This window comes from Chryseobacterium sp. CCNWLW53, from assembly GCF_037083525.1.
In the GTDB taxonomy this organism is placed as follows: Bacteria; Bacteroidota; Bacteroidia; order Flavobacteriales; family Weeksellaceae; genus Chryseobacterium; species Chryseobacterium lathyri.
On record NZ_JBAOJR010000003.1, the window covers coordinates 301,228 to 318,352 of the forward strand.

The 17,125-nt window shown below is 38.2% G+C and carries 9 protein-coding genes; 2 read left to right on the top strand and 7 right to left on the bottom strand.

Features of this window, described 5'->3' with window-relative positions; genetic code table 11:
- The 4 genes from V6R96_RS10390 to ccoN all read right to left on the bottom strand — a co-directional run bounded on the left by V6R96_RS10390 (window position 1) and on the right by ccoN (window position 11,010).
- Window positions 1–2,328 carry a BamA/TamA family outer membrane protein gene (locus tag V6R96_RS10390; protein WP_336378992.1) on the bottom strand — a complete coding sequence of 776 codons (2,328 nt, stop codon included), beginning with the start codon at window positions 2,326–2,328 and terminating at the stop codon, window positions 1–3.
- The gene (locus V6R96_RS10395; protein WP_336378991.1) at window positions 2,328–7,358 is read right to left on the bottom strand and encodes a translocation/assembly module TamB domain-containing protein; all 5,031 of its coding nucleotides are present in this window, start codon (window positions 7,356–7,358) and stop codon (window positions 2,328–2,330) included. Before V6R96_RS10395 ends, V6R96_RS10390 begins: the two co-directional genes overlap by 1 nt.
- Before the next feature lie 466 nt (window positions 7,359–7,824).
- A complete protein-coding gene (locus tag V6R96_RS10400; RefSeq protein ID WP_336378990.1) occupies window positions 7,825–8,712 on the bottom strand; it encodes a cbb3-type cytochrome c oxidase N-terminal domain-containing protein in 888 nt (295 codons plus the stop codon).
- Window positions 8,713–8,730: 18 nt separating this feature from the next.
- Window positions 8,731–11,010: a cytochrome-c oxidase, cbb3-type subunit I gene (ccoN, locus tag V6R96_RS10405; protein WP_336378989.1), complete on the bottom strand. Its 2,280-nt coding sequence runs from the start codon at window positions 11,008–11,010 to the stop codon at window positions 8,731–8,733.
- A gap of 184 nt (window positions 11,011–11,194) precedes the next feature.
- Here ccoN and V6R96_RS10410 point away from each other — a divergent pair, with 184 nt between their 5' ends.
- Together V6R96_RS10410 and V6R96_RS10415 are read left to right on the top strand one after the other, a co-directional pair.
- A complete protein-coding gene (locus tag V6R96_RS10410; RefSeq protein WP_111955217.1) occupies window positions 11,195–11,488 on the top strand; it encodes a helix-turn-helix domain-containing protein in 294 nt (97 codons plus the stop codon).
- A 117-nt stretch (window positions 11,489–11,605) separates the two neighbouring features.
- Entirely contained in the window at window positions 11,606–13,027 is a 1,422-nt protein-coding gene (locus V6R96_RS10415; protein ID WP_111955215.1) for an amino acid permease, read from the top strand.
- A 770-nt stretch (window positions 13,028–13,797) separates the two neighbouring features.
- Here V6R96_RS10415 and V6R96_RS10420 read toward each other — a convergent pair.
- From V6R96_RS10420 to V6R96_RS10430, 3 genes are all read right to left on the bottom strand, one after another.
- Window positions 13,798–14,688 (bottom strand): hypothetical protein, encoded by an 891-nt coding sequence (locus V6R96_RS10420; protein ID WP_336378988.1) that lies wholly within the window; start codon window positions 14,686–14,688, stop codon window positions 13,798–13,800.
- Between the two features lie 366 nt (window positions 14,689–15,054).
- On the bottom strand, window positions 15,055–15,954 hold the full coding sequence (locus V6R96_RS10425) for a hypothetical protein (RefSeq protein WP_336378987.1): 900 nt from the start codon (window positions 15,952–15,954) through the stop codon (window positions 15,055–15,057).
- 414 nt (window positions 15,955–16,368) lie between these two features.
- Window positions 16,369–17,125 (bottom strand): tail fiber domain-containing protein (locus V6R96_RS10430; protein WP_336380192.1); only part of this gene is annotated, 757 nt, incomplete at its 5' end.

Here is a 17,125-nt window from a genome sequence, read left to right on the forward strand (position 1 = left end):
TTAGAAAGGATATCCGATGGCTATATTTAAAACTAAATTATCTTTTCTCCATTGTGAATCTCCGAAATTGATCCTGTTAAATGCCCATCGGTCGCCTTTTTCGTAGTAAGGAACCCTTAAAGGCATTGCCAGGTCAAGTCTCAAAATCAGGATGGAAAAATCAAGTCTTAGGCCAACTCCGGCTCCCACTGCAATTTCACTTAAAAATTCTTTGGAAAATTTAGCGCCCGGTCTTTGAGCATCTTCGTTAATTAACCATACATTTCCTGCATCTGCGAATACAGCAACATTTAAAAATTTATAAAGATTGGCACGGTATTCGGCGTTAAGTTCTAACTTGATATCCCCGGACTGGTCAAAATAATAACCGGATTTAATGGTTCTCGGATCAAAACTTCCGGGGCCTAATGTTCTGGCACGGAATGCTCTTACGCTGTTACTTCCTCCCGAAAAGAACTGTTTGGAGAACGGAATATTTTCTGAATTCCCGTAAGGATAAGCTATTCCACCTATAAATCTTGTAGCTAAGGATGTTTTCTCTGTGAACTTATGATAAAGCCTGAAGTCATTCTCCATTTTGGCATATTGGCTGAAAGGAATTCCGAAAATCTTTTTTTCTTTTCCTTTTTCAACATTAGCACCCGTTACCAAACCTGTAATATTTCCTGCTAAGTCCAATGTTCCTTTATAATAAATTGTGGTGGGTTTAGGCAGCATTGTATTGGTGTATGTATAAGAATAGGTAGATCCAAAAATAAGCTGTTTTTGAACAACTCTTTGCATGGCATCACTGTTCGCCGATATCGAGTCATACAAAGCGGTAACCTTGGCAGGAGAAACCAATGTTACATCCAATAGCTTCAGGTCATGTTCCTTTCTTACATTTTCCTTCCATAAATAACCAAATGATGCACTAAACGTATTAAGCGTATAATACTCGGTGCGATTCTGGAATTCAAATCCTAAATTAATATTTGTTCTAGGAACGAAAGCACTTGAAGAATTAAAACGGAAAGGCGCTACAATTCTTGGAATCGAAAGCTGAACATTCGTTCCTGCACGGAAGAGGTTCTTTGCATTCTCCTGACCTCCCATCTGGAAATCAAAAGCTCCGTAAACAGCTGCCTTAAACTGTTCGGCTCCTCTGAAAAAATTTCTGTGCGTCCAGTTCAGGTTTAATTCACTACCTGCATAATTGGCGGAATTGGTTCTTCCCAAAGCTTCCAGCCTCAACGACTGAATTTGCCTCGGGGTCAGTAAATAATAAGCATCAAACTGATGTTTTAATGAATCCGAAACAATGAATTCATTTTTTACAAATTTAAAAACTCCCAGACTGATCAGACGGTTAAGCGTAAGATTGTGATTGGAACGGTTGTAAAGATCCCCTTTCTTAAAATACAGAGCTCTGTCGAAAATCTTAGGTTTAAATTTATGCTGAGGATCAATTACATAAATATCATTGTACGCATATTTAGAAAGTGAATCCGTATTCATCGGAACGCTGTACTTGCCTCGCTTTACGTCCTGTATATTATAATTAGGAAATACAATGACCTTGTCAATACTGAACTGCTGCGTTGCCAGATCTGGAGTATTGTCTTTTAATTTTACGTTAAGCTCAACCTTATGATTTTTACTTACCGTACTGTCTGCCTGAACAATAATATTATCAGGATTGAAATAATAGAATCCCCTTTCCTTTAAACTATTATCAATACGTTCTCTTTCATCTTTAATCACGTCAAGGTCAAAAGGTTTTCCGGGTTTAAGCAAAGTTTTATTTGTTAAACTTTGAATTTCTTTATTGAAAAGAGAAGAATCCTGCTGAAACTTAACATTACTGATGAAGTATCTTGAGCCCGGCCTTAAAGTATAAATTACCTTTGCCTTTTTATTTTTGGAAACCGTATCATAGGTAGCTCTGGCATTGAAATAGCCTTTGTTTTCAGAATAGTTTTCAATGATTTTTCTGTTGAATTCACGATCTACATCCCCTAACAGAACAGGTTTTTCGCCTGCTTTATATTTCAGCCAGTAATTGAACCCTTTATCTTTTTTAGGCTCTTTGGCGATGTTATAAAAATACAATCTCGGACGGAGCCCTAATATGGTGGAATTAGGCTTTGGAACCAGATTTTCTTCCAATGCAGACTGAAGCTCATTTTTCTCTTTCTTGGAGATGGTATCATTCTCTATTTTCACTTCTCCACCTACGTAAAGCATCTGGTCTTCCTTCAGGAATTTTGTATTGCTGCATGAGAAAGTAACAGCCGCAAAGCCTGAAACAAATAGGTATTTCCAATATATATTAAATCTGATTTTCATTATTTAAATTCTACTACCTGGTTATTTTTGTTTTCTTTTTTACGTCTGTCCTTCTTGGATTTTTGAAAAATCTCCCGGAATTTATCGTAGTCTAAAGTGATGATAAATCCTAATCCCGTTTCTATAATCTGTCCCTGAAGAGCTACCTGATACTCATCCTTACGATAAGCCCGAAGCATATATCTTCCGTCTTTTGAAAGACTGTAGTCTACAGTGACGTTTCCTGCAATATTTGTTGTATTCTCATTTTGGCGTGCTTCACCTTCCAGGGCAAAATTACTTCCCACAGAAACTTTCAGACGGTCATTCAGTAATTTTTTGCTTACTCCCACATTCAGATCCGTTCTTGTATTCTTTGTTCCGCTTGAATAATCTTCAGAAGAATCAAGACCCAGATCAATATCAACCCCTTTGATCAATCCTGAAGCCAGATTATTCAGCTGCTGGGATAGAATTTTACTCACACTCTGTCTGGCCATCATCTCAGCTGACATTCCTGCACCGGATTCAAACGGATTCTCCCCAATGAAACGGTTCAGCAGCAGAAGAGCAAAAACCTGTTTGTTCATTTCCGATTCCTGTGTTCTGAGCTGAGTAAGCTTTTGGTCTACAATATCAGTTACCGTTGAGGATACAGAATTGTTTTTTTCGTCTGTAGTAATATCAAAAGTGATTTGCGGTTTCAGAAGCTCACCTTTCATTTTTAATAAAGTGTTGAAAGGTATTCTCTGTTTAAACTGATTCATTACAGACGCATCTTCACCGCTTACCTGTTGCTCAACGAGATCTATAGGCGGAGCTTCCGTTTTATAGACTGCGGTAATATCCATTGTTGCTGCGGTAGGCTCTCCGGTCCAGGTAATGGTGCTTCCTTTCTGGATATCGAATTTACGTTTCAGAAGACTTACAGAAAGTTCATAAGATCCTTTTTCCACTTCATATACTCCCACAAGAGTTGTTTTCCCCGACGGGTCTATTCCTCCGGTCAGTTCCGCTTCACCCTGAAGTTTTACAAAATCTCCGTTAGCTTTATCAATAACAATAGAGAGTTTAGCTTCTTTACTTACTTCAATATTTACACTTACATCCATTCCTTTGAAACGGCTTTGTGCTTTCAGAGAATCGGCAATGATGGTTTTATTTAAAACTACCTGATCCTGGTCGATAAATTCTACAATTCCGTCTCTTTCCTGCAGAGAGGGGCTGGACTGTGGAAGAACAAAAGTGAAATCCGTATCATCAGAAACCGACAGCCTGCCGTCAACTTTTGGAAGATCTAAATTTCCTCTGATATGAAGTCCTGCATCAATCGCAAGAATCCCATACATCATCGCATCATTGGATTTTTCTGAATTAACTACTTTGAAGTCTTTGGCGTTCACATCCAGGTTGAATGCAAAATCCCTGTAAGTCTGAGTAAGAATCTGCCCATTGATCACAAGAGAATTTCCATCCTTATCATTTATTTTAAACTTATTAAGCTCGATTCCTCGGTTTGTAAAATCAATTTCGTCATTCAATTTTCTGAAATCGCTGCCTGTTTTTGTAATTTCAAGTCCGGCATCATTGAATTTTACTTTACCTAAAATATTGGGTTTATCTGTATTTCCGGTGATTTTTAAATTCCCTGAAAGATAGCCTTCCGTATTCGTTATAGCATTCATGGAAAAGCCCTGAACACTCTTCATCTGGAGCTGGTTGATAGCCATATTCAGATCAAATGTACTGGAAGAAGTATTGTAATCTCCAAGAATTTTCACATCATTGTTATTGCCGGAAAGAGCAACATCAGCATTTAAAATATTCGGTGAAGTGTTGTTCACTTTTACCGCCAGATTTCCAACCGGGCTTCCGTACACAATCAGATCTGTAATATTAAGATCGGAAGTGAAGGTCATGTTTTTCGTGACATCTCTAAGCTGAGCTGTTCCGTTAATGGTTCCTTTTGCAAGGACCGTATCTTTTTTGATGAGTTCAGTAATGGTTTCAATTTTAAAATCTCTTAATGAAACATTTAAAGGGCTGGTTGGGCGGTCGGTTTCAGACTGAAGCGAAATTTCACTTCCGCCATTGGACAGGATGAAATGATCTGCTAAAATCCCCTGGCTGCTGATCTGGATTTTATTGTTTTCAGCAACATTCCAGTCCGAATAATTTAATTTCAAACCGTTCGGATTCAGAGAAATTTCTGTAATGTCATTCAAAGATTTGGCATTTCCTGCAATCAGAAACTGTGTGGCATCTTTATCATCTTTTGTGGTAATATTGTAATTGACGATATTATTGGCAACATCTCCATTGACTGCAATTTTTTTCAGGGTGAAGCTGGAGCTTTTTAAAGCACCTGCGTTAAGGCTGTACTGTAGCGCCTGATTTTCATTGGTTACTTTTAAAGCAACATTTTCCAACGAATTTTCACCATATAATAATTGCAGGATCTGCCCGTCTATTTCTATTTTTTGAGAATCTGCATCATAATTTCCGGCTAAATTGATGGTTTCAAAACTTTTCAGCTCCGGAACAAATTTCCTGATCAGGTCATCATTTTTGATCTTTGCATTGAATGTGAAAAACTGCCCCGGATCAATTTTCTGTCCATTGGCAGGCTTCTGAAACTGATAATACTGGTTGATAGTCTGAGTTAACGCCCCAAAGATTTGAGTCAGTTTATATTTTCCGATTAAAGAAACATCTGCGACCTGAGAATTGAAAATAACCTTCGTTGAATCCTGTGTGGAAGAAGCTTTCAGATTTATTTCCTGTACAGGATAAACCTCTTTGGTATCTGAAAAAGCAAAATCTTTCAGGTTAAGATATCCATTCAGAGCATCTGGATTGAGGCTTGAAAAATCACCATCAATTTTTCCGGCAATAATCATTGGTTTTTCATAGAATCCAAGTTTATTCACATCGAGCTTGATCACTTCACCATTGATCTTTACCGTAGGATTTTTTTCGCTGTAGACTCCGGAAGCTATTAAATTCAGATTGGCGTTCGGGTCTTTTGAGTTCAAAACGATATTATAAACACCACGGTTTATTTTACCTGTTAAATCCATGTTCTGATAACGGTATCCTTTGTAGACAGCTGATGCTACATGACCTTTCAGATTAGCGTTGGCATTTTTGAAATCAAAGCTTTCGCCTTTTGCTGAAATTTGTGCGGTAACAGGACCAATATCTTTATTTTGAATGATCTTTCCAACCTGAACAGCCTGAAGATTGGCTTTTACATCATACAGTTCCCTGTTTTTTCTACTCATGTCCACATCAGCAATAATACCGGCATTTCCAAGGGTAGAGTAGAGGTTCAGGTCTGCCTTAACTACTTTGGTCGTTCCTTTTGCATTTCCTTTGATGCTGAAATGAGACGGCAGGGATATATTGGAAGGAATTGTATTTTTCGGAACCAGATTGTACACTGTTTTAGCTTCTGTTGAAAATTCTCCAATTCTAAGATCATAATACAGGTTTTCAGGCTTCATCGCATTTTTAATTCTTCCTGATGCAGCAACTCTCAACTGATCCAGTCCTGAGACTTTAAGATCTTTGATCAGAAGGTCATTCACCATTCCCTGAACGTTGGCATTGACATTCAGTATAGCGTTCGGATATTTGTTGAAGGGAACTGTATTTCGTAAAGTCGGAACAATGTTTAAAATATCGGCGAAACCTATTTTGGAATCTTTAATGTTGGCTGAAATTTTTACAGCGCCCGGGTTTGAAGTCAGCTGGTCAAGGGAGTTATAATTTAAAATCACCTCATCACGGATCAGTGTCTTCGGGGTTTGCAGATAAAGATCTTTCAGGTAAGCCTGTTTTTCTGCATACACAAAATCTGTATTGAATTTCTGGATATTCAAGCCCCTTCCTTCCTGGATTTCTGCTGAATTCACTGTGCCTGCAAAAGTATTGTTCTCCATTTTGAAGCGTCTTACCTCCACGTTCATTTTAGAAAAATTCATGTGGTTGAAATCCATTCCCTGTTTGGTAGGAGTCATCGCAGTGTTATTGTAAATGGCTTTTACATCATTCAGGACAAGCTTTCCAAGAAGCAGTTTCATGGCTTTCTCCTTGTCTGAAACTTTTGAAATTTCAGGTTCTTTCTGATCTTTCGGATTGGCGTCCTGCGCAGGAAGATACAGATTGGCGTTAATATCTGCCCCGGAAAGAAAAACATTGGAAATATTGTAGGAGTTATTCTCAAGATCAAGTTTATTGACCTTCGTACTTAATTCTTTAAACAGAACTTTAGCAAAAGTTTTGGTATTGTCATCGCCGTAATCAATATTGAAATTGGTAAGCTTGATTCCTCTGAGACCAATACTCATTGGCTTTTTATTATTAAGAGAATCTACCTTTTTCTCTACTTTTTTAGAGACTTCTTCAACAAGATCCTGCTTTAATTTTAATCTCAGTCCGTCCAGATTAATATCATTAACGGCATAGGTGTTTTTATTAAGGTCAAAAGTTTTAACCCTTGTGTCAAATGATTTGAAATATAACTGAATATCATTCCTCAACTGTTGGTCGTTGAACGTCACCCCGATATCTTTTAAATTGATCTTATCCAGGGAAATAATAAACGGTTTGGAAGGGCTTTCCTCTTTATCGCTGGTTGCAAAAGCATTGATAATATAATCGAAATTGAAAGTTCCGTTGGGTTTTCGTACTACATTGGCGCGGGCTCCTTCAAGATCTACCGAAGTAATATCAGCTGTGGAACTGATAAGCTTCAGCATGTTTAAGCCCACATCCAGCTTTTTTACAGCAAGAAGTGTATCTACATCCTGGCCTTTAAGGTAAAGGTTTTCCATGATAAGGCTGTTCGGAAATCCTATATGAACCCTTTCCAGGCTTACTTTGGTCTTGATTTTTTTCTCAAGATATACAACCAGTTTATCTTTAATGAAGTTCTGAACGACAGGAAGCCTTAAGCTAAATATCAGAAGGGTAAGAAAAACCAATATTGAAATAAAGGTTATTGCAATACGCTTTAAGAGCTTTCTTTTGTTAATTTTCAGTTTCAAATGCGATTAGGTTTCAAACAAAGATAAGAATACTATTTTATAAGTTCTTTGTTGTGGTATCCTACTAACAATACAAAAATCCTGCCTTGGCTGCCTTATTATGGAATTTAGTTTAGTAGTTGTCAAGTGAATCAGTTGATAAAGACAGCCAAGGTTTGGATTTTTTCTTTAAAAGCCCCCTTTTAATCATTTTTAATGTTGAAAAGGTTAGCAAAAATGAAATTCAAATGTTAGAGTAGTTTCAAAGGGGGCAAGGAATATATGGAGTTAATAAATTTTGTTAAGTTATGTGAGCTAAGTTTTAAAGGACTGGAAGCTGGAAGAAGGAGGCTGGAAGTTATATTGGACATTCATTTTTAACAGTGATCTTAAATTAGCTTTAAAAAAAAATTAATAAAATGGTTCTGTAAGTCTTCTTTTAGACTTCAATAACTTCCCTCTTCCAGCTTCAAACTTCCCTACTAAATTAATTGTTTCCGTTTTCCCATTTCACTTCTTCACCCTGTGGAGCGGCACCGCCCTGAGCCGGAGTGATAGGAGAAGTTTCCTGGTTGATATGATAGATATAGGCTGCAATTTTTTCAGCATCTCTTCCTGTGATTGTTCCTTCTTTGATGAAAGGTCTCATCGTAGGATTATTGGGAGAGCCGTTTTCAAGCATCCAGAAAACATTTTTAAACAGGCTTTTTTCTTTGATATTGATCCAGTGCGTATCCGTAAGGTTCGGGCCAATGCCTCCTTTTCCGCCGTCACCGTGACAGGTTACGCAGTTGGTTTTGAAAAGTTCCTGGCCTTCTGCTATATGGTCTGCGCTGTATTTTGCCGTTTCCAGGTCAATCTGGGGTGCCGTTTTTTCATATTCGGCTATGGATGCCAGCATTGTTTTTACTTCTTTATCGTATTCTGCTTCTGGGTGGGCATATTCTGTAAAAGCAAAAGCAGTCATATACACGACGCAGAATATGCATCCGAACCAGAAAAGGCCTATCCACCATTTAGGCAGTGAGTTGTCAAGCTCCGTGATTCCGTCAAAACCGTGGTCGATCAAAATATCTTTTTCTTCGGTAGCAGATTGTTTTTTGAACGCTGAATTCCAAAGCTTCTGGTAATACGGAATGCTTTTTTCAGCTAAATATTCTTTCTTTTCCTCTTCCGACAGTCTGCTGAAACTCTCGTTTTCCACTAGATCTCCGATAGAGTTCATAATCAGAAGAAGGATTACAGCGATTAGAATAAGTGCCCAGAAAAACGGCGAGGAAAAATAACCTGAGTCTCCGGCGAACATTTCAAACGCCATGATCGTTAAGCCTATCGTTGTTGCGATATATATTGAAATGGGGGTTCTCTTTTTCATTGCAGTCAATTTTAAAGGTTACTCAGCACTTGCTGTCTGAATCTGTGTTGTTTTAATATCGGTTCCTAATCTTTGCAGGTAGGCGATCATCGCTACAATTTCTCTCTGCTCAAGCGGCACATAAGATGCACCTTTCGCTGTTTTTTCTTTTTCCATTTGATCTTTCACATCCGTGGCCTCAGAATAAATTCTCTGTACAATGGCTTTAGACTGGTTATCTGCCCATTTTCCCGCAGAATCTATTTCTGCTTTTGAATAAGGCACATCGAAAGCATTTTTCATTAACCTCATTTTGTCTACCATTTGAGTACGGTCCAGCTTATTGGTGATCAGCCATGGGAAACGAGGCATAATAGAACCTGCGGATGTAATTCTTGGGTTATACATATGTTTGAAGTGCCACGAATCAGGGTTCCTGCCGCCTTCTCTGTGAAGATCCGGTCCGGTTCTTTTGGATCCCCATAAGAAAGGTCTGTCATAAATGAATTCTCCGGCCTTGGAATACTGTCCGTTTTTGCCTTCAAACCTTACGATTTCATCACGGAAAGGGCGGATCATCTGTGAGTGGCAGGAGTTACATCCTTCACGGACGTATAGATCTCTTCCTTCCAGTTCCAGCGGTGTGTAAGGTTTTACAGCTGTAATTGTAGGAACACTCTGTTTCAGTGATAATGTGGGAACAATTTCTATTAATCCACCTATCGCTACAGTGATGAAAGCTAAAATAGAAAGTAGTTTTGGAGTTCTTTCCAGCCAAAGGTGTACACCTTCGCCTTCTTTTCTCGCGGTACCGATGTCTGCCAATGCCGGTGCTTCTGCCGGAACGTTTTTCTGGAATGAGCCCGATCTTACAGTTTTGATCACATTCACCACCATTAAAATTGCTCCTGAAAGATAAAGGATACCTCCTAAGAATCTCATTTTAAAATAAGGAATGATTGCCGTTACCGTATCCAGCCAGTTTTTATACATTAAAGTACCATCCGGGTTGAACTGTTTCCACATCAATCCCTGGGTGAATCCTGAGATATACATCGGAACTGCATAGAAGATAATTCCTAAAGTTCCCAGCCAGAAGTGCCAGTTGGCCAGTTTTTTAGACCATAGCGGTGTTCTCCACATGATAGGGATCAGGTAATACACGACTCCGAAGGCCATGAACCCGTTCCATCCAAGCGCTCCTAAGTGTACGTGCCCGATCACCCAGTCGGTGTAATGCCCGATTTTATTTAAAGACTTTGTGGCTAACAGAGGTCCTTCGAAAGTAGCCATACCATAACAGGTAATCGCTACCACAAAGAATTTAAGGATCGGGTTTTCTCTTACTTTATCCCAGGCTCCTCTTAAGGTAAGAAGGCCGTTCAGCATTCCTCCCCATGATGGAGCGATAAGCATGATAGAGAATCCAGTTCCTACGGCCTGAGCCCATGCCGGAAGCGCCGTATACTGAAGGTGGTGAGGGCCAGCCCAAAGGTATACGAAAATCAGCGACCAAAAGTGAATAATGGATAATTTATAGGAGAATACAGGTCGCTGTGCCGCTTTCGGCATGAAATAGTACATCAGACCTAATACCGGTGTTGTCAGTACGAATGCTACGGCATTGTGACCGTACCACCACTGTACAAGTGCATCTTTTACGCCGGCATATACAGAATAGGATTTCCAGCTTGTGAATGATAAGGGAACTTCAAGGTTATTAAAGATGTGCAGCATGGCCACGGCGATCCAGGTTGCGATGTAGAACCAGATGGCTACATAAAGATGTCTTACCCTTCTCTTTGCAATGGTTCCGAACATATTGATTCCGAAAATAACCCATGAGAAGGTAATCAGGATATCAATAGGCCACTCGTGTTCTGCGTATTCTTTGGAAGTATTGATTCCCATTAAGAATGTAATCACTACGGCAACGATCATCAGCTGCCAGCTCCAGAAATGGATCCATGAAAGCGTGTCGCTGTACATTCTTGTTTTTAAAAGCCTCTGCATACTGTAGTAAGCACCGCAGAAGAAGGAATTACACACAAAAGCAAAAATAACGGCACTGGTATGGAGCATTCTGATCCTTCCGAATCCCATGGCACCCTGCGTGTTGATAAGGCCCTGGATATTTCCGCTTCTCAGACTCTGGATTGTGGTATCATCTGTCCCGAATAAAAACTCTGGTAATTCAGGGTAGAAAAGCATCAGCGCGGCTGTAAGTCCCAGCAGAAAGCCGACCAGCCCGAATACGATAGTAGCATACAAGAATGCTCTGACAATATTATTGTCATAATTGAATTTTTGCGTCTCCATAATTCCAATTGTATTGTACCGAAAATATTTATCCTCTGAAATCAGATGGTATTGACCTTGATTTATATGAAAAAATAAATATCATGTAACGTGTATAATGTTTTGACAAAGGTATTTATTAACTTTGTGTAAGTCTAGTAGGTATCCTTCTAAACTATACTGAAAACTACTAAAAGCAAAAACGATGAAAGTATGTGGTCAAAATATCAGGAAAATCCGTAGAAGCAAAGACTTTACGCAGGAGTATATGGCTTTTGAGATGGGCATTTCCCAGAAGGCCTATTCTGACATTGAAAATTCTAAAGTGAAGATCAATCTGGAAATCCTGACGAAGATCTCCGATATCCTGGAAATTAAGCCTTCCGATATCTGCAGTATTTCCCATAAATGCGGAACAGATGGGAATGATGACCGATATCAGTCGCTTTTGGAGTATATGAAAAAGAATAATATTTCAATTCCGGAGGAGTATTTGTAAAGAAATATAGCTTTTTTACTTTTTATTTCTTTAAAACTGAATCTATTGACTGTTCTTACAGCTTCATAGAAGTCAAATTTCTCTAAAGTTTTATATATTTAGGGCATAATTGATTTTATGAGCAGCGAACAGAAAACGGAGCCCAATGATGGGACTCTAGTCAGAGGATTAACCAACAGACATATTCAATTAATTGCCCTCGGAGGAGCCATAGGAACAGGATTGTTTCTTGGGATCGGTCCGGCAGCAGTTTTAGCGGGACCTTCCGTTATTCTGGGATATGCTTTAGCAGGGATTATTGCATTCTTTATTATGCGCCAGCTTGGTGAAATGGTGGTTCAGGAGCCTGTTTCGGGAAGTTTCAGTCATTTTGCCTATAAATACTGGGGGAATTTTCCCGGATTTGCTTCCGGCTGGAATTACTGGATTCTCTATATTCTGGTAAGTATGGCTGAATTGACGGCTATCGGGCATTATATTCATTTTTGGTGGCCCGAAATCCCGCTCTGGGTGTCCAGTTTATTCTTTTTTGTCATGATTACAGCCTTAAATCTGGCTTCTGTAAAAGTGTATGGGGAAACTGAATTTTGGTTTTCTATCATTAAAGTGGTAGCCATTATTGGGATGATCGTTTTTGGTATTTATTTACTGTTGAGCGGTACTGGAGGAGATAAAGCAAGTATATCGAATTTGTGGAACGACGGCGGATTTTTCCCCAAAGGATTTTTTAATAAAGGAGAAGGTGGATTTTCCGGATTGTTTGCCGCTATGGCGATGATCATGTTCTCTTTCGGAGGATTGGAACTTATTGGTATTACGGCTGCGGAAGCTAAAAATCCTGAAAAGACCATTCCTAAAGCGACGAATCAGGTTATTTACAGAATTCTAATTTTCTACGTGGGTGCTTTGGTTATTTTATTTGCATTGAGCCCGTGGAGAGAGATTACAGAAGGGACAAGCCCGTTTGTCATGGTTTTTCAGAATTTAAATGGATTTGAATTCAATATCTTCGGAAAGGTGATCCAGTTCAATGTTTTAATTGCCAATATTCTTAATCTGATTGTTTTAACCGCGGCTTTGTCGGTGTACAACAGCAGTGTTTACAGCAACAGCAGAATGCTTTTTGGGTTGGCTCAACAGGGGAATGCCCCGAAGTTTTTAAAGAAACTGAATAAAAACAGTGTTCCTACCAATGCAATTCTGATCTCGTCCTGTTTTGCCGGAATCTGTATTATCATCAATAAACTGGTACCTGAAAAGGCATTTGAGTATTTAATGGCTTTGGTGGTTTCTACTCTAATTATCAATTGGCTGATGATCTGCTATACCCATTTGAAATTTAGAAAGGAGAAAGATAGAACGGGTGTGAAGACTTCATTCCCTTCCATATTTTATCCGGTATCGAATTACATCTGTATCCTGTTTTTAGTCGCTATTTTGGTATTGATGAGCATTACGGGAATGGAAATTCAGGTGATCCTAATTCCCATATGGCTGGCTTTCCTGTTTCTGATGTTTAAGCTGTATAAAAACAAATAATCAGTGAATGAAATATAAGGGATGGATTTTTATCTTTCCCTTTTTTTGTGCATTATTGTGATGTTTACTGAACTACAGTATTTAAGGAAAATATAATGTTATGGTGAATAGTTCAGGAGAAAAAATAACTGCTGCATGAAAATCAATTCTGCGGCAGTTATCATCATTGTGTATTTAGAATCGCTGTAAACATTCTGAAACAGGGAACATTATTTCATCATGAATACAATTGTTTAGAGAATACATAGAAATGTGCTTCTAAACAAGTTTTATAAGTATCCGGATAAGCCTAAGCATTTTCTGAACTTTTTTAGTTGATTAATGGTGTATACGGCAAAATATTTAAATCTGTGTCAAGTGATCATAGCCTCCCCCGAAAGGGGCCGGAGTGTGGCTTATCTCCGGCCAATAACTAAACTCTTAGCCACAAAAAATATATTTTATAAAAATTTGTTTTGAACTTTAGAGGTACATATAAATTGTTTTAATTTTTATTTGTCATGATTAAAACTATAGTCCTTTAATAATTGCTATTGAGCTGTAAAGTTGAATGATCAATCCATTTATTCAAAAAAAACATCTATTACATGAATATTACATGAGTTGAATCAGCTGAATTTTCAGTAATAATTTGAATTGAGAATATTTATAACTGCGGTATGAAAATAATTTTTGCAGCAGTTGATCATCGTTGTATATTAGAACATTCTGAAATAGGGAACATTATTTCATTCATGAATACAATTTATTTAGAGAGTTATGAATAATCTTTATTTAACATAAACGTCTGCTCTGCCTACCGTACCCCAATTGGTAACAGCACCTACTCCTATTTCTCCTTCCCTTGAAACTTGTAAATTAAAGGTGTAGGTTCCAGGATTCAGACCTGAAATGGAGTATGAGGTTGAATGATTAAAGCTTCTAATAGCTCCACTGAGCGAGACCCAGCTCATCATATTTACTGAACCATATGTTGCTGTTGCTGTGCCTGTCTGAACAATTTGGAAACGCAATGTACCTTGGGCATTTGTTGTACCTGACCCTTCTCCAAAGCCTGTAAAATTCAATACTACTTTTCTCTGAGTGTATCCTGCCGGAACTATTACAGTAACCGCACTGCCACTTAATGTAGTATAGCCCGATGTACTTATTGCCTGAAATGCAATTATCGGTCCTTGATTATCCATACTGGCAAGCTCCCAATTATTAGCAGCAACGCTGGATACAACAACATCCAGATCCCATCCATTGGCCCCACTGGCTGTAAGCACGGCATATTTTCCCGGCTGCATCATAAAAGTATTATTTGCAGCTGCCATTCCTCCCGAGCGTATTATTTGTCCGGCCGCAGCTACTAATGTTAAATTGTTTGTCGTACTATTATTCTTGATATAGTATTTCCTGCCTCTAAAATCTGCAGGAGTACCATCGGTAGTAGATTTTGCAGGAAGGTTCAGAGTTGCGTCTGATGTCCCGGAAAAAGAAACATGATAGTCCAGAATGTCAAGCGTACTTGTGCCTGTGATTTCCCGAAAATTGCCTTCAACAGATCCCTTTACATCTAAGGTACTGGAAGGTGTCGGGGTATTAATTCCTACTTGGGAGTGAGCGTTTACTGATAAAAATAAAATGCTCGCTAAAAGTAATAGTCTTGTTTTCATTTTTTTATTTTTAATGGTTAAACTATAGTTTTTTAATAATAGTTGTTGAGTTGCAAAGTTGAATGACCAATCTATTTATTCAAAAAAAACACCTATTACATGAATATTACATGAGTTGAATTAGCTGATTTTTCAATAATCCTTTGAACTAATTAATTGAGGATATTTATAAACTGCCGCTTCTGCAGCAGTTTATCATCATTGTGTATTTAGAATAGCTGTAAACATTCTGAAACAGGGAACATTATTTCATCGTGAACATCATTGTTTAGAATGCATGGAACTGTGCTTCTAGACGCAAGCTTATACATTTAATTGATTAATTGTAAAATATTTAGATTTCACCCAAGAGATCATAAATGCTATTTAATCTTTAACATAAACATCTGCTCTACCCATTGTACTCCAAAATGTGGTTGTTATACCAGTTCCTGCTTCATTCTCCCTCCTTACCTGTAAAGTAAAAGTATAGGTACCCGGCGCAAGATTCGAAATAGAATATACAACAGGATAATTATAACGAACCACAGCCGCAGAGCCTAATGCCCAAGAGGTCATCATTGTTGAAGCATAAGTTGCAGATGATGTTCCTGTCCTAACAACCTGAAAACGAAAAGAACCAATAGGACTTCCACTACCGACGGCATCTCCCCAACCTGTAAAACTTAATACTACTTTTGAACTTGTTACGCCAGCAGGTACAGTAACGGTAACTTCACAACCATTTACAGTTGTGAAGGAAGCTCCTGAAGGTATATTCTGTGATGTAGGTACGGCAGGCCCGTTAATATCAGAATTAGCCAGCACCCAGTTGTCGTTATATGCCGTAGCAACAAAGTCTAAATCCCACCCATTCAATCCATTAGCGGTAAGGAACCCAAATTTTCCGGGTTTTAAATCAAGGGTATTGGAAGCAGTTCCATTTCCTCCTAGACGTATGGTCTGGCCAGAAGCAGCGGTCAAAGTCAGCTTGCTGGAAGTGCTGTTGTTTTTTATATAATATTTCCTTCCCCTGAAATCCGCCATACTCCCATCAGTAGTAGATTTTGCAGGAAGGTTCAGAACTGCATCTGCCGTTCCTGAAAAAGAAACGTGATAATCTTTATTATCGAGGGTACTCGTGCCTGTAATTTCCCGAAAATTTCCTTCAACGGATCCCCTTATGTCTAAAGTGCTGGAAGGTGTTAATGTATTAATCCCTACTTGTGAGTAAGCATTTGCTGATAAAAATACAGTGCTTGCTAAAAATAACAGTTTTGTTTTCATTTTTTTTCATTCTTAATTGTTAAACTATAGTATTTTACTAATTGCTGTTGAGATGCAAAGTTGAATTATTGGTTTGTTTATTCAAAAAAAAGACCTATGACATGGATGTTACATTTGTATAATGTGTTGAATTTCAGTGTTTTTATATGTGGTTTTGGAATTGTATAGCTATAAAGCCAGGTCTATAAAAAAGATTTTGTTGTCTTATGTTACAACATTAGAAAAATTGTTTTTGTAAATAGTTTAATTTAGATAATGACAATCTCCGAAACTATAGATCGATTACGAGTATATCTTTCAATTTGTGCTGTATACTTCATTCGATTTTTAAAAGATGGCTGGGATAAGGAATCCCAGCCAAATTAAGAGACTTAGAATTTATTTTAGTGAAAGGGTAGATATTTTAAGTTACCCTTATTTTTGTTTTTTTATTTCTGAAATTGCCTTCTTAAGTTCATTTATTTCAAACTGCTGCTGCTGTATAGCATTAACCAATATTTTGGTAAGGGCACTTTCGTCTAATTCCCTTTTGTCTGCCAAACCACTTTTTGCGGTATCGTCTATAACATTGATCATATAGGGGGCAACTTTTTCTACATCCTGCGCTATAAACCCTACATACTCTTTATTCAAATCTTTATATCCTGATTTTTCGTTGTATTTATAAGTAACAGGTTTAAGTTGAGTAATCACATTCAGACCATCTTTAAAATCAGTAATATCTTTTTTAACTCTTCTGTCTGAAAAAGTTCCCCAGCTTCCTCCACCGGGTTTATCTGCTGTCCCATTTACGGAAAGTGTAGAAGTAGGAGCATATGTGCCGATGCCAAGACGTCCGTTGTCTTGAAGCACCATAGTGGGAGCCTGATTGTTTATTGTTCCGGCATGGAACTGAAGGGTACTAGCACTGACTCCTAAACCGTAAAAATCATTTCCATCCGCACTGTTATAAACTGCTAGTTTCTTACTCAACGGATCCGCAATACCCCCCATTGTAGGTCCCATATCAATTATATTATGAGGGTTATTTGTATTAATACCTATTTGATGAATATTATTCGTGTACTTTTTAAGTACCATACTGGGAGACTGATTATTTACTGTTCCGGCATGAAACTGAAGGACTGAAGGACTGACTCCTAAACCATAAAAATCATTTCCATCCGCACTG

Bases quoted from the DNA above. Each gene is read 5' to 3' on its own strand.
- V6R96_RS10390 (WP_336378992.1), bottom strand. From the start codon at position 2,328: ATGAAAATCAGATTTAATATATATTGGAAATACCTATTTGTTTCAGGC.
- V6R96_RS10425 (WP_336378987.1), bottom strand. From the start codon at position 15,954: ATGAAAACAAAACTGTTATTTTTAGCAAGCACTGTATTTTTATCAGCA.
- V6R96_RS10420 (WP_336378988.1), bottom strand. From the start codon at position 14,688: ATGAAAACAAGACTATTACTTTTAGCGAGCATTTTATTTTTATCAGTA.
- V6R96_RS10415 (WP_111955215.1), top strand. From the start codon at position 11,606: ATGAGCAGCGAACAGAAAACGGAGCCCAATGATGGGACTCTAGTCAGA.
- V6R96_RS10400 (WP_336378990.1), bottom strand. From the start codon at position 8,712: ATGAAAAAGAGAACCCCCATTTCAATATATATCGCAACAACGATAGGC.
- V6R96_RS10410 (WP_111955217.1), top strand. From the start codon at position 11,195: ATGAAAGTATGTGGTCAAAATATCAGGAAAATCCGTAGAAGCAAAGAC.
- ccoN (WP_336378989.1), bottom strand. From the start codon at position 11,010: ATGGAGACGCAAAAATTCAATTATGACAATAATATTGTCAGAGCATTC.